The sequence below is a fragment of the Pyxidicoccus caerfyrddinensis genome (genome assembly GCF_010894405.1).
Classification (GTDB): domain Bacteria; phylum Myxococcota; class Myxococcia; order Myxococcales; family Myxococcaceae; genus Myxococcus; species Myxococcus caerfyrddinensis.
The window spans coordinates 42,403-63,531 of the sequence record NZ_JAAIYA010000017.1; the positions used below are offsets into that span (position 1 = coordinate 42,403).

The 21,129-nt window shown below is 71.4% G+C and carries 17 protein-coding genes; all 17 read left to right on the forward strand.

What is annotated here, in order from left to right; translation table 11 throughout:
• Nucleotides 1-63: 63 nt before the first annotated feature.
• Nucleotides 64-657 (forward strand): Pvc16 family protein, encoded by a 594-nt coding sequence (locus tag G4D86_RS33665; protein WP_163998209.1) that lies wholly within the window; start codon nucleotides 64-66, stop codon nucleotides 655-657.
• Complete coding sequence (locus tag G4D86_RS33670; RefSeq protein WP_163998210.1) at nucleotides 654-1,562, forward strand: hypothetical protein; 909 nt, start codon at nucleotides 654-656, stop codon at nucleotides 1,560-1,562. Before G4D86_RS33665 ends, G4D86_RS33670 begins: the two co-directional genes overlap by 4 nt.
• A gap of 9 nt (nucleotides 1,563-1,571) precedes the next feature.
• Nucleotides 1,572-3,542, forward strand: coding sequence for a phage tail sheath family protein (locus G4D86_RS53200; protein WP_163998211.1), 1,971 nt, complete (start codon nucleotides 1,572-1,574; stop codon nucleotides 3,540-3,542).
• 18 nt (nucleotides 3,543-3,560) lie between these two features.
• Nucleotides 3,561-4,013, forward strand: a complete 453-nt coding sequence (locus tag G4D86_RS33680; protein ID WP_163998212.1) for a phage tail protein — start codon at nucleotides 3,561-3,563, stop codon at nucleotides 4,011-4,013.
• A 1-nt stretch (nucleotide 4,014) separates the two neighbouring features.
• Nucleotides 4,015-6,807, forward strand: a complete 2,793-nt coding sequence (locus tag G4D86_RS33685; RefSeq protein WP_163998213.1) for a phage tail sheath family protein — start codon at nucleotides 4,015-4,017, stop codon at nucleotides 6,805-6,807.
• 3 nt (nucleotides 6,808-6,810) lie between these two features.
• Nucleotides 6,811-7,299, forward strand: a complete 489-nt coding sequence (locus G4D86_RS33690) for a phage tail protein (RefSeq protein WP_163998214.1) — start codon at nucleotides 6,811-6,813, stop codon at nucleotides 7,297-7,299.
• 3 nt (nucleotides 7,300-7,302) lie between these two features.
• The gene (locus G4D86_RS33695) at nucleotides 7,303-8,055 is read left to right on the forward strand and encodes a CIS tube protein (protein WP_163998215.1); all 753 of its coding nucleotides are present in this window, start codon (nucleotides 7,303-7,305) and stop codon (nucleotides 8,053-8,055) included.
• 13 nt (nucleotides 8,056-8,068) lie between these two features.
• Nucleotides 8,069-8,242: a hypothetical protein gene (locus tag G4D86_RS33700; protein ID WP_163998216.1), complete on the forward strand. Its 174-nt coding sequence runs from the start codon at nucleotides 8,069-8,071 to the stop codon at nucleotides 8,240-8,242.
• Between the two features lie 13 nt (nucleotides 8,243-8,255).
• Complete coding sequence (locus tag G4D86_RS33705; RefSeq protein WP_163998217.1) at nucleotides 8,256-9,341, forward strand: phage late control D family protein; 1,086 nt, start codon at nucleotides 8,256-8,258, stop codon at nucleotides 9,339-9,341.
• Nucleotides 9,338-10,057, forward strand: coding sequence for a phage baseplate assembly protein V (locus G4D86_RS33710; protein WP_163998218.1), 720 nt, complete (start codon nucleotides 9,338-9,340; stop codon nucleotides 10,055-10,057). Before G4D86_RS33705 ends, G4D86_RS33710 begins: the two co-directional genes overlap by 4 nt.
• Nucleotides 10,057-11,613 (forward strand): hypothetical protein, encoded by a 1,557-nt coding sequence (locus G4D86_RS33715; RefSeq protein ID WP_163998219.1) that lies wholly within the window; start codon nucleotides 10,057-10,059, stop codon nucleotides 11,611-11,613. The genes G4D86_RS33710 and G4D86_RS33715 overlap by 1 nt, the downstream gene beginning before the upstream one ends.
• A gap of 70 nt (nucleotides 11,614-11,683) precedes the next feature.
• Nucleotides 11,684-12,010 carry a GPW/gp25 family protein gene (locus G4D86_RS33720; RefSeq protein WP_240360614.1) on the forward strand — a complete coding sequence of 109 codons (327 nt, stop codon included), beginning with the start codon at nucleotides 11,684-11,686 and terminating at the stop codon, nucleotides 12,008-12,010.
• Nucleotides 12,011-12,017: 7 nt separating this feature from the next.
• Nucleotides 12,018-14,327 (forward strand): baseplate J/gp47 family protein, encoded by a 2,310-nt coding sequence (locus tag G4D86_RS33725; RefSeq protein ID WP_163998221.1) that lies wholly within the window; start codon nucleotides 12,018-12,020, stop codon nucleotides 14,325-14,327.
• Nucleotides 14,328-17,099: a phage tail protein gene (locus G4D86_RS33730; RefSeq protein ID WP_163998222.1), complete on the forward strand. Its 2,772-nt coding sequence runs from the start codon at nucleotides 14,328-14,330 to the stop codon at nucleotides 17,097-17,099. It begins immediately after the preceding gene.
• Nucleotides 17,096-18,802 carry a hypothetical protein gene (locus G4D86_RS53205; RefSeq protein ID WP_240360615.1) on the forward strand — a complete coding sequence of 569 codons (1,707 nt, stop codon included), beginning with the start codon at nucleotides 17,096-17,098 and terminating at the stop codon, nucleotides 18,800-18,802. The genes G4D86_RS33730 and G4D86_RS53205 overlap by 4 nt, the downstream gene beginning before the upstream one ends.
• 6 nt (nucleotides 18,803-18,808) lie before the next feature.
• Entirely contained in the window at nucleotides 18,809-20,104 is a 1,296-nt protein-coding gene (locus tag G4D86_RS33740; RefSeq protein WP_163998223.1) for a hypothetical protein, read from the forward strand.
• Between the two features lie 46 nt (nucleotides 20,105-20,150).
• Nucleotides 20,151-21,128: an IPT/TIG domain-containing protein gene (locus G4D86_RS33745; protein WP_163998224.1), complete on the forward strand. Its 978-nt coding sequence runs from the start codon at nucleotides 20,151-20,153 to the stop codon at nucleotides 21,126-21,128.
• Nucleotide 21,129: the final 1 nt, after the last annotated feature.

The following is a 21,129-nucleotide window of genomic DNA, read 5'->3' on the forward strand; positions in this document are numbered from 1 at the left end:
GATTCCACCGCACCCAGGGGTGTGGGTGGACAGGGGGCTCGGCCTGGCCCGGGGGAGCGGCTGTTGGCGACGTACGCGGCGATTTCGGCGGTGGGACAGGGGGTGCTCGCCCTGCTGGAGCAGTCCTGCCCCAAGCCGGAGTTCGAGGGCGCCAAGTTCCGCCTCTACCAGGCCTCCGACTTCAAGGCCCCCATGGACGAGGGCGTCTCCCTCTTCCTCTACCGCGTCATGCCCAGCACCGTCCGCCGCAACCTCCCCGGCCGCGTGGACTCTCAGGGCCGCCGCACCCGCCGGCCCCTGCCGCTGGACCTCTATTACCTCCTCACGCCGTGGGCGAAGACGGCCGTGAAGCAGCACCGGCTCCTCGGCTGGGCCATGCGCCAGCTCGAGGACACGCCCACCCTCACCGCCAGCTTCCTCAACCACTACGGCACGCCCGAGACGGACACCTTCCTCCCCGAGGAGACGGTGACGCTCGTCTTCGACCCGCTGTCCATCCAGGACATGCTCAACATCTGGAAGCCGGGCGAGCCCAACATCCAGGTCTCCGCCACGTACATCGCTCGCATGGTGGGAATCGAATCCGCCATCGCCGACGAAGAGGCCGGCCCCGTGCAGACGCGTGTCCTCGCGCCGGGGAGGTTGACCGAGCCATGAGGCCGCCCATCCACGTCATGGAGCGGCTGTCGCGCATCGCCCCGCTCGGCGTGCGCTTCCACGACGAGGCCACCGGCGCCCTCGTCGGTGACGGCCTGCAAGTCAGCGCCTTCCCCGAGCACCTGCCCGCCGCGCGCAAGCCCTCCGTCGTCAACCGCTCCGGCGTCCACGTCCTCATGGACCTGCCCGGCCTGAGGGACCTCGAGTACGGCGACGGCGACGCGGGCACCGACGCGTGGTGGGCCGCCCTCCCCGCCCGCCGGCCCTACATCGTCGAGGTCCAGGACACGCTGGGACGCTTCCTCCCCTGCGCCTTCCGCGCGCAGCTGCCCCACCGCGGCCTCTTCGCGCCGGACTGCATCTCCTCGCCCCTGTCCCCGCTGTCGCCGCTGTCCCCCGGGGACGGCCCTTCCGTGCCGCTGTTCTCCGCGCCCGCGCGCCAGTCCGCCGTGCCACTGGCCGTGCTGCGCGCCGAGCTGTGGGACATCCACGCGCGCATCCCCGCGGCGTGGGCGTACGTGGAGGCCACCGTCACCGGGGGCGTCACCGTGCGCGGCATCGCGGACGAAGGTGGCCGGCTCGCCCTCTTCTTCCAGTACCCGGAGCCCGTGGACTTCGCGCCGGGCTCGGCGATGGACGCGTCCAGCCTCCCCGCGGGCCCGCCGCTGCTGGAGCAGTCGTGGGCGCTGCAGGTGCGCGTCCACTACGCCCGCCACACGCCCGTGCCCGAGCTGCCGGACGTGTGCCTCACGCTGTCCCAGCCCCCGGTGGGGGTGTGGGCCGACACGGGCAGCCCGCTGGAGCTGCTCGAGCCAACGCTGCGCTACGGCCAGGAGCTCGTCCTGCGGACCCAGGACGCACCGGGCTCTCGACTGTGGATCACCCCCACGGGTCCAACTCCCTAGGAAAGACCGATGCCCGAATATCTTGCCCCTGGCGTATTCATCGAAGAGACCAGCTTCCGCGCCAAGTCCATCGAGGGCGTGAGCACCACCACTACGGGCTTCATCGGACCCACGCGGTACGGGCCGGTGGACCTGGAGCCGGAGCTCATCACCAGCGTGGTGGAGTTCGAGCGCATCTACGGCAACCGCCGGCAGCTCGCCTTCAAGACGATCGGCTCGCTCCACAACTACACCTGGCACGCCGTGCGCGCCTTCTTCGAGGAAGGTGGCAAGCGCCTCTACGTGAGCCGCGTGTACCGCAAGCCGGATGGCAGCGGCGGCTCGGCCTATACGGGCATCGACCCCAGCATCGACCTGGGCGGCGGCACCGCGGTGGCCACCGAGTACAAGGACGGCCACGCCCGCACGCTGCTGGACCTCACCGCCACCGACAAGCAGAAGACGCTCGCGCTGACGGCCCGCTACCCGGGCTCGGCCGGCAACCTGCGCGTGCGCTTCACGCTGCGGGTGGGACAGAACGTCCTCTCCTTCGACGCCGGCACCCCGCGCGTGGGCGCGCTGCTCGAGCGCGACGTGGTGATGATTCGCGACATCCGCTCGCCCATCGTCGCGCCCGCGGGCACCGGCTCGCTGTACCTGGCCGACTGGGACCAGGACGCGCAGGACTGGAAGTTCACCCAGGGCGCCACCTCCATCTTCCTCAACACCATCCACGAGAGCGACGGCTACGACATCCGCGTCGTCACCGTGGCGGTGACGGTGATTCCCACCGATGACCCGGCCTCCGCGCAGACGTGGGACGGGCTCGCGTTGGACCCGCAGCACTCGCGCGCCGGAGCGGAGGACTCGGTGTCCGCGCGCTTCGGCTACGACGCGGCGGACACGGCGAAGAACCGCGACCTCCCCATCATCATCTCCGTGCAGGAAATCACGGACGGCCTCGGCGTGGCGCAGGCCTTCATGGACGCCAGCCTCGCCAGCCCGGTCATGAGCCCGCCGCTGGACGACGCGCTGGAGAACACGGACTCGCCCGAGTCCCAGCGCTCGCTGGAGGTGCTGCTCAAGGGCGGTAGCGACGGCGAGCGGCCCAACTCGGACGACTACAAGGGCCAGCAGATCGTCAACACCACCCGCAAGACGGGCCTGGTGCAGTTCGAGGACCTGGAGGACATCTCCATCGTCGCCGCGCCGGGCTCCACCTTCGGGTACGAGAACGGCTACGCGAACGACGCCGCCAGCATCATCAACCTGCTCATCTCCCACGCGGGGCGGATGAAGTACCGCATCGCCGTGCTGGACAGCGGCAACGGGCAGACGCTGTCGCAGGTGCGCGCGCTGCGCGCGAAGATCGACTCCAGCTACGCGGCGCTCTACTACCCGTGGGTGAAGGTGCTGGACCCCGTCACGCGCCAGCCCATCTTCCTGCCGCCCAGCGGCTTCGTGGCCGGCATCTACGCGCGCAACGACGTCAACCGCGCCGTCTACAAGGCCCCCGCCAACGAAGTCGTCAACCTGGCGCTGGGCTTCGAGTCCAACCTGAGCAAGGCGCAGCAGGAGGTGCTCAACCCCGAGGGCATCAACGCCTTCCGCTTCTTCGAGGGCCGCGGCAACCGGCTGTGGGGCGCGCGCACCACGTCGTCCGACCCCGAGTGGAAGTACGTCAACCTGCGCCGCTACTTCGCCTACCTGGAGCGCTCCATCGACAAGGGCACCCAGTGGGCGGTGTTCGAGCCGAACGGCGAGCAGCTGTGGGCGAACGTCCGGCGGACGATTGAGGACTTCATGCTCAACGAGTGGCAGTCGGGCGCGCTGCTCGGGGATAAGCCGGACAAGGCGTACTTCGTGAAGTGCGACCGCAGCACCATGAGCCAGAACGACCTGGATAACGGCCGTCTGGTCTGCCTCATCGGCGTGGCGCCGCTGCGCCCGGCCGAGTTCGTCATCTTCCGCATCGGCCAGTGGACCGGCGACCGGAAGTAACCCTCCTGGAGACCAACCATGGCCGTCTTTCGTGATCGCCCCTATGTGCAGTTCAACTTCCTGGTCGACCTGGGCACCGGCACCACCGATGGGCCGGACGCGGGCTTCCAGGAAATCTCCAACGTGGGCATGGAGGTCACCGTCGCGGAGTACCGCAACGGCAACGAGAAGGAGAACAGCGTCCGCAAGATTACGGGCCTGAACAAGGCCACGGACGTCACCATGAAGCGCGGGGTGATTGGCTCGCTCAGCCTCTACAAGTGGCTGGACCAGCTGCGCAACGGCGACGCCAACGCCATGCGCACCGTCACCATCCAGCTCCAGAACGAGGACCACACCGCGGTGGTGCAGACGTGGAAGCTCTTGCGCGCCCGCATCATCAAGCACGTGTCCGGACCCTTCAACGCGAAGGGCACGGACGTGGCGATTGAAGAGCTCACCATCGCCTACGAGCGGCTGGAGATGGAGTGACGTGAGCCGCCCCGCCGCCAGACGCCTTCCCGGCCTCCGCTTCGAGATACAGGCTCCGCCCGTGGCGGACGCGCTGCCTCGGATGGACGTGGCCGCCTTCGTCGGCTTCGCGGCCTCCGGCCCGCTGCATGCGCCGGTGGCGGTGGAGGACGTGGCGGACTTCGCGGCGGTGTTTGGCGCGGCGCCCCTGCTGGCCTGGGACACCGAGCGGGGCGAGCCCGTGTACGCGCAGCTCGAGTCCGCGGTGCGGGCCTTCTTCCGCAACGGCGGCCAGCGCTGCTGGGTGGTGCGCGTGGCGGGGCCCCAGGCACGCACCAACACCTTCCCCGTGCCGGGCCTCCTGCGGTGCACGGAGGGCGGCGCGGCGACGCCCGCACTCGCACGGGCCCGCTCCGAGGGGAGCTGGTCCGACGCGGCGACGGTGGCCACGTCCCTCCACCGCGAGCCGGTGGAGCTGCTGGACTGGGACAGCGTGGACGGCGCGGGCGCCGAGCTGTTGGTGACGGCGCCTGGCGGCGTGGCCGTGGGCGATTTGCTGCGGGTGAGCTTCGACGGCACCGGCTGCACGCTGCTGGTGCCGGTGGAGTCGGTGGAGCCCGTGGCGCAGGAGACGGCGCTGACGTGGTCCGGCCCGGTGTCGCGGCGGGTGACGGCGCGGGTGCGTGCGCCTCGCGCGGTGTGGCAGCAGACGGACGTGGCCCCCGTGGACACCACGCCCTTCGTGTCGTGGATGCGCGGCGAGGGCGACGAGGTGTCGTTGGACGTCACCGCCATGGAGGACCCGGGGCCCACGGTGTCGCCTCGCGTGCTCACGCTGACGCTGGACCTGCCCCCGGAAGCAGCGCCTCCGCCGGGCACGCTGCTGCGCATCGTGGACGCCGCCACCGGCGAGCACTGGCTGCCGGTGGACTCCGTGCAATTGGGCCAGGTGGCCGGCGGCGGGGTGCAGGTGTCCGGTGTGGCGACGCGGGTCGTGACGTCCGTGCCGGTGGATGTGACTTCCGCGCCTGCCTGGTGCGAGCGGCTGACGCTCAGCCTGTGGACGCGGCGGGGCGAGGAGCAGCCCGCGCAACTGGAGCGGCTCGGCTTCTGCCCCGCGCACCCGCGCCACTGGGCCGCGCTGCCCACCGATGTGGAGCGGGCGCGGCACGAGGACGCCGACACGCTGCCCTCGCGGCTCCCCGAGGAGCGGCTGCCGCAGGACTGGCGCCAGGGCGTACCCACCGAGCGCTTCCCGCTGGCGGGCCCCGGCCCCGCGGGCGAGGCCTTCTCCCTGCCCCTGGGGCTGACGGACCAGCCCACCGCGTACCTGGGCTGCACGCCTCCGGCCGGAGACTCGCTGGTGCGCGACGGGCTGGCGACGTTTGGCGCGGACCTCTTCCTGGACGTGGACGTGAAGTCGCTGGGCACGGAGGCGCTGCTCGCGCAGGCGGACTTCCTCCGCTACCAGAGCAGCCAGCCCCGGACGCTCAAGGGCATCCACGCCGTGTTGGACAGGCTGGACGCCACGCTGGTGGCCGTGCCGGACGCGGTACACCGACCGTGGGTGCTCGCCGGCCGTCCCGACGTGCCTCCGCCCGAGCCGGGTGAGCCGCTGCCGGAGCCGGCGTGGGGCTCGTTCCTGGACTGCGCCTTCCAGCCGCCTCCCGCGCCCGAGCCGTTGGTGACGCAGCCGGAGGAGCCGGACTCCGGACAGGCCTTCACCCTGGACTGGGCAAAGGTGCCCGGTGCGGACGTCGTCTACGTGCTGGAGGAGGCCACCCTCCCCGACTTCAGCGATGCCGCCGAGTTGTACCGGGGGCCGCTGACCGAGCGCACGCTGTACGGGCGCACGACCGGCACGCGCTACTACCGGGTGCGCGCGGAGCGCGGCGGCGTCACCGGGCCCTGGGCTCCGGGCGTGGCCGTCACCGTGGCGCCCCAGTCGAAGTGGCACCTGGTGCCAGTGACCCAGTACGACGTGGGCCCCCTGCTGGCCGTGCAGCGCGCGCTGATGCGGATGTCGTGCGCCCGGGGTGACTTCCTGGCCGTGCTGTCCCTGCCCGAGCACTACCGGGAAGAGGAGGCCATGGGCCACGCGGCCACGCTCCAGTCCCCGTTGGGCGCGGAGGAGGACGGCGTGCCGCCCATCGGCTTCGCCGAGGAGAACGCCCTGTCCTACGGCGCGCTCTACCACCCGTGGACCTTCGTCTCCGAGGAGGGCCAGCCGGGCGCGCCCCGGCGCATGACTCCGGACGGCACCGCGTGCGGCGTGCTGGCGCGGCGGGCGGTGGAGCGCGGGGTGTGGGTGGCTCCGGCCAACGAGCGGTGGGAGGGCGTGGTGGCGCTGGACCCGGCCCTGAGCCGCGACCGGTGGCTGGACCTCCAGGAGGCGCAGGTGAACGTGGTGCGCCAGGAGCCTCGCGCCTTCCTCACGCTGTCCGCGGACACGCTGGCCACGGACCCGGACCTGCGCCCCATTCACGTGCGGCGGCTGCTCTCGCTGCTGCGCCGGGCGGCGCTGCAGCTGGGCGCCACCTACGTCTTCGAGCCCAACGACGCCAGCTTCCGGCGCCGCGTGCAGCGTGGCTTCGAGGCGCTGCTGGGCAGCCTCTTCACGCGCGGCGCCTTCGCGGGGAAGACGCCCGAGAGCGCCTTCCAGGTGGTGACGGGCGATGCGCTCAACACCCCCAGCCAGATGGAGCAGGGCCGCTTCTTCGTGGACCTGAAGGTGGCGCCGTCGCAGCCCCTCACCTTCCTCAACGTGCGGCTCGTGCAGAGCGGCGAGCGCGGCACCGTCACGGAGGCGCGCTAGCGCATGGCCACCCCGACAGACGAGACGGTCATCGCCCCGTTCACCGCGTTCGCCTTCGCGGTGGAAATCGACATCCCCGGCGTCAGCCCCAAGGCGTGCAGCGCGGCCTTCTCCGAGTGCGACGGCCTGGAGATGACCATGGACGTGAAGACCATCCGCGAGGGTGGCAACAACGGCCGGCAAATCCGTCTCACCGGCGCGTTCAGCTTCGGCCAGCTCACGCTCAAGCGCGGCATGACGGCCAACGACGAGCTGTGGAAGTGGTTCGAGGCCATGCGCACGCGCCCCCGGCTGCGCGCCAGCGCGGAGGTGGTGGTGTTCGCCCCCGGCCCCCAGCAGAAGGAGCGCGCGCGCTTCATCCTCACGCGATGCCTGCCCGTGAAGCTCAAGGCCCCGCCGCTCAACGCCAAGGACGGCATGGTGGCCATCGAAGAGCTGCAGATTGCCTACGAGTCGCTCACCCGCAAGGCCGTGTCCGAGGGAGGCACCTAGCCCATGGCCACCGACGCTCCGAAGCTGGCGAAGGCGAAGCTCATCCAGCTCGACGACAAGTTCAAGGACCCCATCGACGAGAAGGAGACGTCGGTGGAGGTGCAGTTCAATCCGGAGACGCTGAAAGTCACGTACGCCAACCAGGTCCAGCAGCCGCAGGGCGGCGGCGACCAGCGCGGCACGGCGGCGCAGCAGTTCGTGGGCACCGGCTCCACCAAGCTGGCCGTGCAACTCTGGTTCGACGTGACGGGCCAGCCGGAAGGCCCGGGCGAGCCCGCCGGCGTGGACGACGTCCGCAAGCTCACGGAGAAGGTGACGTTCTTCATCACCCCGAAGAAGAAGTCGGAGACGCAGTACATCCCGCCCGCGGTGCGCTTCCAGTGGGGCAGCTTCCGCTTCGACGGAATCATGGAGGGGATGGAGGAGTCACTGGAGCTGTTCTCCGAGGACGGCGTGCCGCTGCGCGCCAGCGTCTCCTTCACGCTGACGCAGCAGAAGATTGGAACGCTGCGCTTCGAGGACCCGGACAAGAAGCCCGCGGGCGCGAAGACGACGCCCAGCGGCAAGCCCGCGGGCACCGCGCCGATGACGTCCGCGCCGTCGGGCTCGACGATGCAGGGCATCGCGGCGGGCCAGGGCAAGGGGGCCAGCTGGCAGGCCATCGCCTCGGCGAACGGAATCGAGAACCCGCGAATGCTGGCGCCCGGCCAGCTCGTGGACCTGCAGGCGGGGCTCAACATCGGTGTGAAGCGGTAGCGGGGGCAGGCACATGGCCGTGGTCATCAACGAGATGGAAGTCGTCAGCGAGCCACCACCGTCCGCGTCGTCGGGCGGCGCCAAGGGGGGCGAGTCGTCCACCGGCTCCGAGGTGCAGAAGAACCACGACCTGGAGCGCAGCCTGAAGCGTCACCGCGAGCGGATGGAGCGCGTGCGCGCGCACTGAGCCGGAACTCCCCATGGCCGACGGAAACAGCACCGACAGCAAGCTGAAGTCCTCCCGCCCCACCCTGCGTGTGGGCGGAGAGGAGAAGGCCTCGCTCGGACTGGCCCTGCTGGAGCTGTGCATCGCCGAGACGGCCCACGGGCTGTACCGGTGCGAGGCCACCTTCGGCAACTGGGGCCCCAAGGACGGGGACACCGGCTTCCTCTACTTCGACCGCACGGAGCTGGACTTCGGCAAGCCCTTCGAGGTGCGGCTGGGCACCTCGGACATCCTCTTCGAGGGCCGCATCACCGGCCTGGAGGCGGGCTTCCCGGAGGCCTCGCCGCCCACGCTGACGGTGCTGGCGGAGGACCGGCTCCAGGACTTGCGCATGACGCGGCGGACGGCGACGTACGCGGACGTCACCGACGCGGACGTGCTGAAGCAGATTGCCAGCAAGCACGGGCTGACGCCGGAGGTGGACGTCCAGGGGCCGAAGCACAAGGTGCTGGCGCAGCTCAACCAGAGCGACCTGGCCTTCCTGCGCGAGCGCTGCCGCGCGGTGGACGTGGAGCTGTGGGTGGAGGGGCGCACGCTGAAGGCGAAGAAGCGCGGCGCGCGCTCCAGCGGCGAGGCACCCAAGCTGGGCCGCGGCAATGAGCTGCTGGCCTTCACCGTGCTCGCGGACCTGGCCAACCAGCGCTCCGCCGTGACGGTGAGCGGCTGGAGCGTGCAGGACAAGGACGCGGTGACGCACGAGGCGGGCCCGTCCGTGCTGGGCGCGGAGCTGGGCAACGACGAGAGCGGCGCGAGCCTGCTGTCCTCCAAGCTGGCCGAGCGCAAGGAGGCCGTGGTCCACGCCGTGCCCATGGGCAGCCAGGAGGCCCAGGCGCGGGCGGAAGGGCTGTTCCGGCAGATGGCGCGGCGCTTCGTGGTGGGCCGGGGCACGGCGCAGACGGACGCGAAGCTGCGCGTGGGCGCCCGCGTGGAGCTGACCGGACTGGGGCCGATGTTCAGCGGCAAGTACCACCTGGCGGAGGTGAAGCACCTGTTCGACGCCGAGCGCGGCCTGCGCACGGAGTTCGTCGCGGAGCGGGCGGGCCTGGGGAGGGCGTCATGATGGACGGCTCGGCGTGGGAGATGGTGGCGGACGAGCGCGTGGCCGGAGGCCTGGGCGGCCGCTTCTATGGGCTGTACCCGGCGCGCGTCATCGACATCAAGGACCCGGACAACCAGGGCCGCGTGAAGGTGGCGCTGCCGTGGGCCGCGGACGCGGCGGGCGGCGGGCGCTACGAGGCCTGGGCCCGGCTGGCGACGTTGATGGGCGGCAACAACCGCGGCTCGTGGTTCGTCCCCGACGTGGAGGACGAGGTGCTGGTGGGCTTCGAGGCCGGAGACCCGCGCCGGCCCTACGTGGTGGGCGCGCTGTGGAACGGCAAGGACGCGCCGCCGGAGAGCATGGACGGCGCGGGGAAGAACGCGAAGAAGGTGCTGCGCTCGCGCAACGGCGTGGTGATTACGCTCGACGACACGGACGGCCAGGAGACGCTGAGCCTGGAGACGCCCGGCGGCCAGAAGGTGACGCTCAAGGACGGGCCCGGCTCCATCGAGGTGGCGGACAGCAACGGCAACTCGGTGAAGCTGGAGTCCAGCGGCATCACCGTGACGGCCTCCGCGAAGGTCACCATCAACGCCAGCACCGCGGAGATCTCCGCCGGCATGCTCACCGTCAACGCGGGCATGTCCAAGTTCAGCGGCGTGGTGCAGGCGGACACCGTCATCACCAACAGCGTCGTCAGTGCCTCCTATACGCCGGGCGCGGGGAACGTATGGTGATGATGACCACCACGCTCCCCCATGCCGTGCAGTGGGTGGCGGCCTCGCCGCTGTGGGCGGGCACGGACAAGCTGGCGCGCATCCAGGCGCCGGGCATCCTCCAGTTCGAATCGGACCGCTTCATGGAGGAGCTGGCCGAGCGGCTCCAGCAGGTGCCCCGGCCGGACCTGACGGACCTGCTGGTGACGAAGTTCGAGAGCTTCGGTGAGCGCTTCCCCGGCGAGGGTCCGGTCGACTCGACGCGCACGCCCAAGCTGTACCAGCCGGCGCACGGGCGCTTCTACCTGGTGGCCTCGAGCCTCGTGTGCCGCCTGCCCGGCATGCCGGACCACGTGGTGGACCTGCCCAAGGGCGAGAAGGCCGCCTTCGTGCTGCGCAAGGAGCTGGGCAGTGGCAAGGAGGGCGCGTGGGTGCCCGACGCCACGGACCCGAGGGGCAAGCGTCGCATCTGGAAGGAGCTCACCGCCGCGCAGGTGGGCACGCTGACGAAGGGCGAGGACCTGCTGCCCCTCTTCCCGGTGAACTTCACGGCGGACGGCAAGCGCCGGCGGATGCTGGTGGGGCTGGTGCCCACGTCCAGCCGCGACACCTTCGAGTCCGCCGACGCCTTCCAGGCTCCGGCCTCCGAGCAGAACCCCCAGGAGATGATGATGGACGAGGCCGAGGGCCAGGTCCTCGTCCCGTTCGAGCAACTGCTCGCCTGGAACAAGAGCACGGCGGAGGCGGTGGCGACGCAGAAGGAGTCCTCGCGCTTCCTGCTGGTGGACTTCGCCACCTTCCTGGAGACCCGGCTCAAGACACTGTGGGACCAGCTCTTCAATGCCAGCTCGACAGGGCCGGCGGCGGGCCACGTCACCCGCGGCCTGTTCGACCTGCTGAACAACAGGCGCGTGGAGGGAAACTCCGGGACCAACACCTGGAGGAAGGCGCTGCGCGAGGCGATGCAACAGCGCACGGTCATCTTCACCGGGGCCACGGGGGGACTCGAGTACAACCTGCACAACTGCACGGAGCTGTCCGTGGCGGAGCTGCGGGCGGCGCTGACGGAGGCCGTGAAGGCGGGCACGTACACCCTGCCCTCGCAGCCGGAGCCGGTGTCCAGGCTGGAGGAGCCGGGCGTCACCCGCTACGTGCTGCGCTGCGTGTACCTGAAGCCGGCGTGCGGCGCGCTGTGCCCGCCGCTGGTGAGCGCGCCGTCGCGGACCTTCACGCTGGCGCCCTTCTTCGACCCGGACGCGCCCGCGCGGCCGGTGCGCATCGAACTGCCCGTGGACACCAGCATCCGCGGGCTGCGCAGGTTCAAGAAGAACGTCGGCTTCACGCTGTCCAAGGGCCTGCGCAAGCAGATGTCCCGCGTGGCCGGCCTGGAGAAGACGATGAAGGGCGAGCTCGACGACGGGTTGAGCTTCGACCTGGGAGAGCTGTGCATGTTCTCCATTCCCATCATCACGCTCTGCGCGTTCATCGTCCTGATGATCTTCCTCGCGCTGCTCAACATCATCTTCTGGTGGATGCCCTTCCTGAAGATCTGCCTCCCGAAGCCCAGGGTGGGGTGAGTCCATGGACGCCGGAAAGCTCATAGGCCGAGGCATCAGCTTCCCCCCACGCGTGGGCCCGGACGGGCGCATGCAGTGGTCCGAAGGCGAGCGCAACGTGCGCGAGGCCATCCAGGTCATCCTGGCCACGGAGCCGCGCGAGCGCACCCTCCTGCCGGAGTTCGGCGCGGGGCTGTCGCGCTACCTCTTCGAACCGAACACCGTGACGACGCGGCACCAGATTGCCGAGCAGATTTCCCGCTCGCTGGCGGAGTGGGAGCCGCGCATCGCGGTGGAGTCGGTGAGCGTGGATGCGGACCCGCAGGACGCCCGGGCCGCCACCGCCACCATTACCTACAAGCTCGTCGCCACCGGGGCGCGCGAGCGGCTCGGCCTGAACATCACGCTCGCGGGGTAACACCACCTTGCCACTCACCCTGCCCACCATCGACGACCGGAAGTACCAGCAGCTGCTGGACGAGGCGCTGTCGCGCATTCCCGTCCACAACCCCGAGTGGACCAACTTCAACAAGGCCGACCCGGGCGTCACGCTGCTGGAGCTCTTCGCCTTCCTGACGGAGAGCCTCCTCTACCGCGCCAACCAGATTCCGGAGCGCAACCGGCTCAAGTTCCTCCAGCTGCTGGGTGTCCCGTTGCAGCCGGCGTCGTCCGCGAAGGGCATGGTGGCCTTCAGCAACGCGCGCGGCGGCCCGCCGCAGGCCCTCACGCTGACGGACGGCGTGGAGGTGCGCGCCGGCAACGTGCCCTTCCGCACCGAGCGCGGGCTGGACGTGCTGCCCGTGGAGGCCGCCTTCTTCTACAAGCGGAGCGTGGCGCCCGAGGCGCGCGTGAAGGAGTACTACCAGGAGCTCTACGCCTCCTTCACCGCCACCCAGCCGCCGCCCGCGCCACCGAGCGATCTCCAGTTCTACGAGACGACGCCCTTCTCCCCGCGCGGCACCGAGCCGCTGGACCTCAACACCCAGGCGCTGGACCGCGCGCTGTGGGTGGCGCTGCTGCTCAGGCCCGCGGACCGGAAGCTGCCGGACGCGCTGAAGCGCGCCCGCGAGGAGTTGAAGGGCAAGGTGCTGACGGTGGGCATTGCACCGGCCGGTGACACGGGCGGGCGCAACCTGGTGCCCAACGGGCAGGCGCGACCGGAGGGCTCGTCGGTGCTCCAGTTCCAGCTCCCGCGGCTGCCGCCCGAGGGCAAGCTGCCGGAGACCGCCGCCGACCGCAACGCGAGCTGGCGCACCCTGGCCACGGCGGAAGTCCCCGCGGAGCCCGTGGTGGTGGACGTGCCCCTGCCCTCCACCGTGGCCGAGCTGGAGCTGTGGACGAACCTGGACCCGCTGGAGGCGGGCACCCGCGACTTCCCTCCCGCGCTGGACGACGAGGAGCTGGATGCGCGCGTGATTACGTGGCTGCGCATCACCTCGTCCGCGCCCGTCACCACGAAGCTGTTGTGGGCGGGCATCAATGCCGCGCCGGTGACGCAGCGCGAGCGCGTGACGGGTGAGCTGCTGCCCGCGGGCACCGGCGAGCCGGACCAGGTGGCGAAGCTGGCGCGCGCGCCGGTGCTGCCGGGCACCGTGAAGCTGACCGTCACCACCGACGGCAAGTCCGAGCCGTGGGAGGAGATTGACGACCTGATGAGCGCGGGGCCGGAGGTGGCGGTGGCCGACCCGCGCCTGCCGCCGGGCACGCCCGCGTCCACCAACACGCGGGTGAAGGTGTTCCGCCTGGACGCAGAGGCCGGCGAGCTGCGCTTCGGCGACGGCGCGCACGGCGCACGGCCGCCTCCCGGCGCCACCCTGCGCGTGGACTACGACCACGGCGTGGGCCGCGCCGGCAACGTGGGGCCGGGCACGGTGACGAGCGGCCCGGCGCTGCCTCCGGGGCTCCAGGTGGAGAACCCGCTGCCCACGTGGGGCGGCGCGGACGCGGAGGGCGTGACGGAGGGAGAGCGGCACATCACCCGCTTCCTCCAGCACCGAGACAGGCTGGTGACGACGCAGGACTTCGAGGCCCTCACCCTGCGCACCCCCGGCGTGGCCGTGGGACGCGTGGAGGTGCTGCCCGCCTTCCACCCCGCCCTCTCGCCCAACGAGCCCGGGGACGCGCCGGGCGCGGTGACGGTGATGGCCATTCCGCGCTTCGAGCCGGACCCGGCGGAGACGCAGGGCCAGGACGCCTTCCTGGACGCCATCGCCTGCTGGCTGGCGCCCCGGCGGCTGGTGACGACGGAAATCTTCGTGCGCCGCGCCGTGTACAAGCCCGTCTGGGTGACGGTGGGCCTGGAGGTGGTGGCCGGCGTGTCGCAGGCCACGGTGCGCGAGGCGGTGAAGGCCGCGCTCACCGCCTTCCTCTCGCCGCTGCCGCCCGAGGACGTGGACCTGCTGGAGCCCACGGTGTCGCTGGCCGGCGCGCCGCAGGCCACGGTGCTCCAGCGCGGCTGGCCGCTGCGCAAGGCCGTGGTGTCGCTGGAGCTGGCCGCCGTCGCCAGCCGCGTCGCGGGCGTGGCCCTGGTGCGCGGCGTGCGGCTGGGGCTTGCCACCGGCGCCGCGCAGGACCAGGTGCCGCTGACGGGGCTGCAGCTTCCCCGGCTCGCCGGCATCTCCGTGGCCGTGGGGGACCCGCCGTCCCTGGACGAGCTGCGCGGCACCGGCACCGTGGCCACCGGGGCGCAGCGCCCCTTCGTGTCCGTGCCCGTCGTCCCGGAGGAGTGCCAGTAGATGGACGCCAACGGGACACGCTTCCACCTGCTGCTTGGCCGCGCCGACTGGGGCCGCTGCTCCTCCGAGGGGCGGCCCCTGGCCGAGGCGTGGGCCGACCCGTCCGGCACCGGCGCGGACGTGGCCTGGGATGCCATCCGCGCCGAGGTGTCCCTGCGCGCGGAGCTGTTCCGCTTCCTCGCCGCGCCTCGCGATGTGCCCCCGAAGCTGGAGGACCGGCGCGGCGCCGCGAGGGACCGCTACGGCAGCTTCTACTGGATTGACCGCGACGGTCTCACCGTGAAGGTGATGTCCAGCGGCTCGCGCGCCACCAGCACCTTCTGGCCGGTGGCCCCGTCCGAGGTACCCGCCCCCGCGTTCGGCGGCTTCGGCCCGGCGGTGGCGCCGTCCACTCCGGCGCCCGCGCCGCTCGGCGGGCTGGGCATCACCGGGCACCACTACCTCGTGGTGGGCACGCTGGCGCCATCGCCCGGGCTGCTGGTGTTCGACCTGCACTCGGGCGGCCCGCCGGTGAAGCACGTGTGGCCCGCGGGCGTGCCCTTCGCGCCGTGGGACATCGCGGCCACGCCGGACGGCGGCGCGGTGGTGTTGGACCGGGAGAATCGCCGCCTGTGGCGCCTGGACGCGGAGCTGCGCGTGGTGCGCCTGGACGGTGACTCCGTGCTGTCCGCCGAGGTGGTGGAGGTCTTCCAGCCCGCGACGGGCGGCCCGCAGCGCCGCGTGCCCGCCGTCACCTTCCCGGAGCCGGTGACGCTGGACGCGTCGCTGCCGCTGTCCGCGCAGGACCCCATCTCCGTGGAGGTGCTCACCGACGGCCGCGTGCTGGTGCTGGACCGGGGCGAGGCCAAGAGCTTCCTCGGCGTGTACCGCGACGGCCAGCCCGAGGGTGAGCCGCTGCCGCTGGAGGTGGAGGGCATCCTCCAGGGCTCCGGCCCCGCGTTCAGCTACGCGCTGGTGGCGCACGACATGGCCCTGGTGCCCGGCACGGAGAAGACGCCGCACCGCGTGCTCGTGGTGGGCCGCGACGGCAACCAGGTCTTCGCCTTCGATTTACACGTGGCGGAGGACGGCACGCTCTCCGCGGTGCCGCAGCCGGAGTACCTGCCGCTGCGGCTGTTCGGCGGCAAGGCGCTCATCGGCGCGGGCGGCGGCGCGTTCTACGACTTCGCCGACAGCTTCGTGCCCCTGGTGCCGCAGCGCCGCCCCCGCTACGTGCGCGAGGCCACGCTGCGCACGCCGGTGCTCGACGGCCGCGCGCCAGACTGCGCGTGGCACCGGGTGATGCTGGACGCGTCCATTCCTCCGGGCGCCCGCATCGTCATCCGCACCCGCGCGGCCAACGAGCACGCGGACCTGGAGGCCACGCCCTTCATGGAGGAGCCCACGCCATACAAGCGCGGCGGCGGCTCCGAGCAGCCCTTCGTCACCGAGGCCGAGGGCCCGCATCGCGGCACCTTCGAGGTGCTCTTCCAGCGGGCGAAGGGACGCTACGCGCAGGTGGAGCTCACGCTCGTGGGCGGCGGCGCCACCACGCCGCGCATCCACGCGCTGCGCGCCTGGTACCCGCGCTTCTCGTACCTGGCGCAGTACCTGCCCGGCCTCTACCGGCAGGACGCCGAGTCCGCGAGCTTCCTCGACAGGTTCCTCGCCAACGTGGAGGGGCTGTTCACCTCCATCGAGGACCGCATCGCCGCGGCGCAGGTGCTCTTCGACGCGCGCAGCGCTCCGCCCGAGGCGCTGGACTGGCTGTCCTCCTGGTTCGGCGTGGCCATGGACCCGGCGTGGGACGAGCCCCGGCGGCGGCTCTTCCTGCGCCACACGCTGGACTTCTTCCAGTGGCGGGGCACGCCGCGCGGGCTGCGCATGGCGCTGCGCGTGGCGCTGGATGAGTGCCCGGACGACTCCATCTTCACCGAGGACGAGGACCCCACCCGCTCGCGCTTCCGCATCGTCGAGCGCTTCCGCTCCGCGCGCACCCCGTTCCTCGTCCCGCCGGAGCTGCCCCAGACGGAGGGCATCCACACCGTGGCCACCGCCACCTCCAGTCGCTGGGAGCCGTCGCAGGGGCGCGCGCAGCTGGTGGAGCGCTACCGGACGGCGCTGACGGCGGCGGGCGTGACGGCACTGACGGAGAGCTTCCCCCTCACCGAGCCGGCGGGAGCGACGGTTTCCGCCGTCTGGCGTTCCTTCACCCAGGAGGCGCTGGGCTTCATCCCGGCGGCCACGTCCACGGACGCGCCGGTGTGGCGCGACTTCCTGGCGCGGCGCTACCGGAACATCACCGCGCTCAACGCCGCGCACGTGACGACGCTGACGGACTTCACGCAGGCCGCGCTGCCCACGGTGCTGCCGGCGGACGGCCCGGCGCAGTCGGACTGGTACCACTTCGAGACGGTGGTGCTGCCGGTGCGTGCCGCGGCGCATCGCTTCACGGTGGTGCTGCCGGTGCCGCGGGGAAGCGCCGCGCAGGAGCAGCGCACGAGGCTGGAGCAGGCGATGCGTGTGGTGGCGGTGGAGAAGCCGGCCCACACCGTGTTCGACGTGAAGTTCTACTGGGCCATGTTCCGCGTCGGCGAAGCCCGCCTGGGCGTGGACACCCTGATTGACCTGGGCAGCCGTGCCCCCGAGCTGATGCCCGCCATGCAGCTCGGCCGCGAGTACCTGGCGGAAAGCCATCTGGCACCGAGACCCCCACAGGACGCCAAGGACCGGCAAATCCTGGGGCGGGACGCGCTCGGGCGCCGTGAGTCCCACGGGAGCGACATCCAATGAGCACCTTCACTTCCACGTCAGTACCGCGCGCGGCCGCCGACCCCACGAAGCACGTGAACTACGTGCTGGGCATGGTGCTGGGCGTGGACGACTTCAACCAGGAGTTCGCCTACCTCTCCGAGAGGGACAGGTGGCTGGCGAGAGACCTCCTCGGCTACGGCACCGCCTGGGGCCTCGCCGTCACGCCCGGCCTGGGCGCGCGCGGCCCGGAGGTGCGCGTCTCCCCCGGTGTGGCGCTCACCCCGCGCGGGCACCTGGTGCGCGTGACGCCCGCGCAGTGCGCGTCCATCAACGACTGGCTCAAGGCCAACAAGGACGGCGTGGACACCCACGTGTCCGTGACGAAGCTGCTGCGGCTGTGGGTGGTGCTCTGCTACCGCGAGTGCCTCACGGACATGGTGCCCGTCCCCGGCGAGCCCTGCCGCAGCGAGGACGACTCCATGGCGCCCTCGCGCGTCACGGACGACTTCGGCCTGGAGCTGCGCCTGGCGCGCCCCTCCCAGCCGGAGGAGGACGCCGTCCGCGACTTCGTGCGCTGGCTGCGTGAGCACATCCAGCCCGGCAGCGACCCGTCCACCTCCGTGTCCCTGAAGGACTTCCTCCAGGCCATCCGCGACGCGGCGGTGACGGGCGCCCTGCCCTCTTCGCCGCTGTCTCCGCTGTCGCCGCCCAACAGCCCGCTGGACGTGATGCTCGACGGCTCTCCGCCCGGGCCGCTCATCATCTACACGGAGTACCTGGAGCAGTACCTGCGCGCCGCGATGCGGCTGTGGGTGACGGAGCTGCGCGCGCTGTGGCGGCCCAACTGGCTGGGCGAGGCGCAGGGTTGCTCCGCGCCCGTCACCCCCGAGGCCGCGGGCGACGGCAACTGCGTGATGCTGGCCGAGGTGGAAGTCCCGCTGGTGAAGTCCGGCGTGGCCGGCGACTGGCAGGTGGATGACTCCTCGGGCGACATCCGCATCCTCGAGGAGGAGCGGCCCTTCCTCCTCCACCTGCGCATGCTCCAGGAGTGGCTGCTGGGCGGCGGGCTCGGTGGGGGCTCGGGCTCGGCGGGCCCCGCCGGTCCGGCGGGTCCAGCGGGCCCTGCCGGTCCGGCGGGTCCTCAGGGGCTGCAGGGTTTGACGGGCCAGATGGGGGCCACGGGGCCGGCTGGCGCCACGGGGCCGGCTGGCGCCACGGGGGCGGCTGGCGCCACGGGGCCGGCTGGCGCCACGGGGGCCACAGGCGCGGCGGGAGCCACCGGCGCGACCGGGGCCCAGGGCAGTCAAGGGCCTCAGGGTCCGCAGGGGCCTCAGGGCCCGCAGGGAGAGGCTGGCGGAGACCCGGACATCGTGCGCCGGCCGCCGGATTTGCCCGAGTACTACATCGTCGCGGCGGGCATCCTCTCGGCGGACCCGGGCAACGCTCCCGGCAACACGTACAACAACCTGATCTCCATCGGGTTCGATGACGGGCAGGTGGGCTTCACCTTCGACGGCTACTCGCTGGAGTCGGAGAAGTACCAGTACATCGTCAAGGCGATGCTGAAGCTCAACCCCGAGTTCCCGCACCTGGGCATCGTCACCTTCGTCGGGTTCGAGTCCGACCACTTCCGGTTGAACGTCTTCGACCCCGTCGAGCGGCAGCCCGTCAAGGGAGACATCCTCCAGCAGCTCGAGTTCGTCATCGAGGTGAGCCAGTACTTCTTCAACCGGGAGGGGTGACGCGCCATGCGCATCGACCTGGATACGGCATTCCTCGACGACGGCATCCGCTCGACGAACTTCTTCAACGGCCGGCTCCTGTCGGCCGAGGACCTGACGCGGGAGCAACAGGCCCGGAAGGACGCGCTCAAGCAGTTCGGCGCCGCGCTCGGCGAGGGCGTGGTGAGCGGCCTGGAGGTGGAGGCCATCATCGGTGGCAGCTCCGCGACGGAGCCCGTCGTCACGGTGAAGCAGGGCCTGGCCCTCAACCGCGAGGGCCGCGCGCTGGAGTTGAAGCAGCCGGTGGAGGTGTCGCTCCTGCGCGGCGCCTCCAATGAAGCCAGCTCCGCGGGCGCACAGGCCGGCTTCGGCGCGTGCTCGCCGCCGGGCAGCGTGTACGTGTCCGGCACGGGCGTGTACCTGCTCGTCATCTCCGAGGCGGATGGGCGCGAGGGCCGCGCGGAGACGAGCGGCCTGGGCGGCCAGCCCACCAACGGCTGCGAGGCGAAGCGGCTGGTGGAGGGCGTGCGCTTCCGCCTGCTGCGGCTGGACGTCCCGGACGCGGACCTGCAGAACACCACGGCGAAGCGGCAGCGGCTGCGCAACCGCGTGGCGCACCACTGCTTCGGGACGACGGACACGCAGGCGGTGCCCTTCCGCGACTACCCCTTCTCCGTGCCCGCGACGGGGTACGGCGCCATCGACAAGCTGCGCCCGCAGTTCCTCACCGACTGCGACGTGCCGCTGGCCGTCATCCACTGGCGAGACGGAGAGGGCATCCGCTTCGTGGACGTGTGGTCCGCGCGCCGCCGCCCCACCCGCTCGACGCAGCCCACTCGCTGGGCGCTGGGCGTGGGGGACCGCCGCGCCGCCGAGGGCGAGGCCATGTTCCTCCAGTTCCAGGACCAGCTCGACTCGCTGCGCGCCGTCAGCCCGCAGGCGCTGAAGGCCCGAGAGCACTTCGAGTTCCTGCCCCCCGCGGGCGTGGTGCCGCTGGGCAACACGGCCTTCCCCGGCTTCAACAAGGACGTCTTCTTCGACGGGGTGACGATTCGCGACGTGGTGACGCACGTGGAGGGCGCGCGGATCCAGGCGCTCTTGCGGATGGCCTTCGCCTTCCCGCCCGTCACCTTCCTGCCGACGACGCCCTCCAGCACCGACCCGTTCGTCTGGCTCTTCAAGGTCCGTGAGAACCAGCAGGCGCTGCTCTCGGGGGGCTCCACGCAGGAGTACCTCATCTTCGCCAGCGGCCACATGCCCGACGTGAGCGAGCCGCGCTACGACGCGTCTCACTGGACCTTCGGCAACTACGCACTGCGGTGAACTCACCCTTCGGTTTCCCACCCTGCAAGGCCGCGAGGAGGATGCGATGGCCGACGAACAACTGAATGAAGTCCAACCGGGCGACTTGATTACCGCCCGGCTCATCAACGCAATCATCAGGCTGCTGAAGGAATTGGAGCTGAAGCTGGGCGGCCCCGTCACCGTGCCCAACCTGTACGGGGAGACGCTGGGCAACGCGAGGACCGTCCTCACCAGCGGCACGCCTCCGCTCGGGCTCGGCCCGGTGCTGCTGGACGCCAACGGGCTGTCGGTGAACCCCACGCACCCGGACAACCAGTTCCGCCGGGTGATTGGACAGGTGCCGCCCGCGGGAGCGCGGGTGGTGGGCAACTCGCTGGTGAGCCTGCTCATCGCGGGAGAGCCGTCGACGACCACGCCGACGAACGGGCCGGAAATCACCGGCTTCCTCCCCGGCTCGATTCCCATGGGCGAGGAGGTGCAGATTCTCGGGAAGAACTTCGCGAGCCAGCCCGGCAACAACATCGTCCGCTTCAACGGGGTGCCGATTATCGGGACGCCGTCCGTCCGGAGCACCACCTTCTCGCTCTACGTGATTGTTCCCACCGGCATCCCCAACGTGCCGACCACGCCGGGCGCGACGCCCGTCAACGTCACGGTGACGGTGGTGAACCAGACCACCGGCAAGCAGGTGGAGAGCACGACGCTCAAGGTCGGCCCCTCCACCGGCATCGTGAAGCCGCTCATCACCGGTATCAGCCCCACCAACCCGCGCGTGAACACGCCGATTGTCATCACCGGGACGGGGTTCACCTCGGATGCAAGCCCCGTCCGGGTGTTCTTCTCGGACGAGCCCACCGGCGGCGTGGCGCCCACCCAGTCCTCGGCCACGTCACTGACGCTCACGGTTCCCACGAACCTCTCCGGCACGGGAAGCGTGGACAAGCAGTTCGTCGTTCGTGTGCAGGTCAACGGCCCCACTGGCCCGAAGTCCGATGAGAACACGCAGTCCATCATCACCGTCAGGCCTCCCCTGGTCCTCTGAG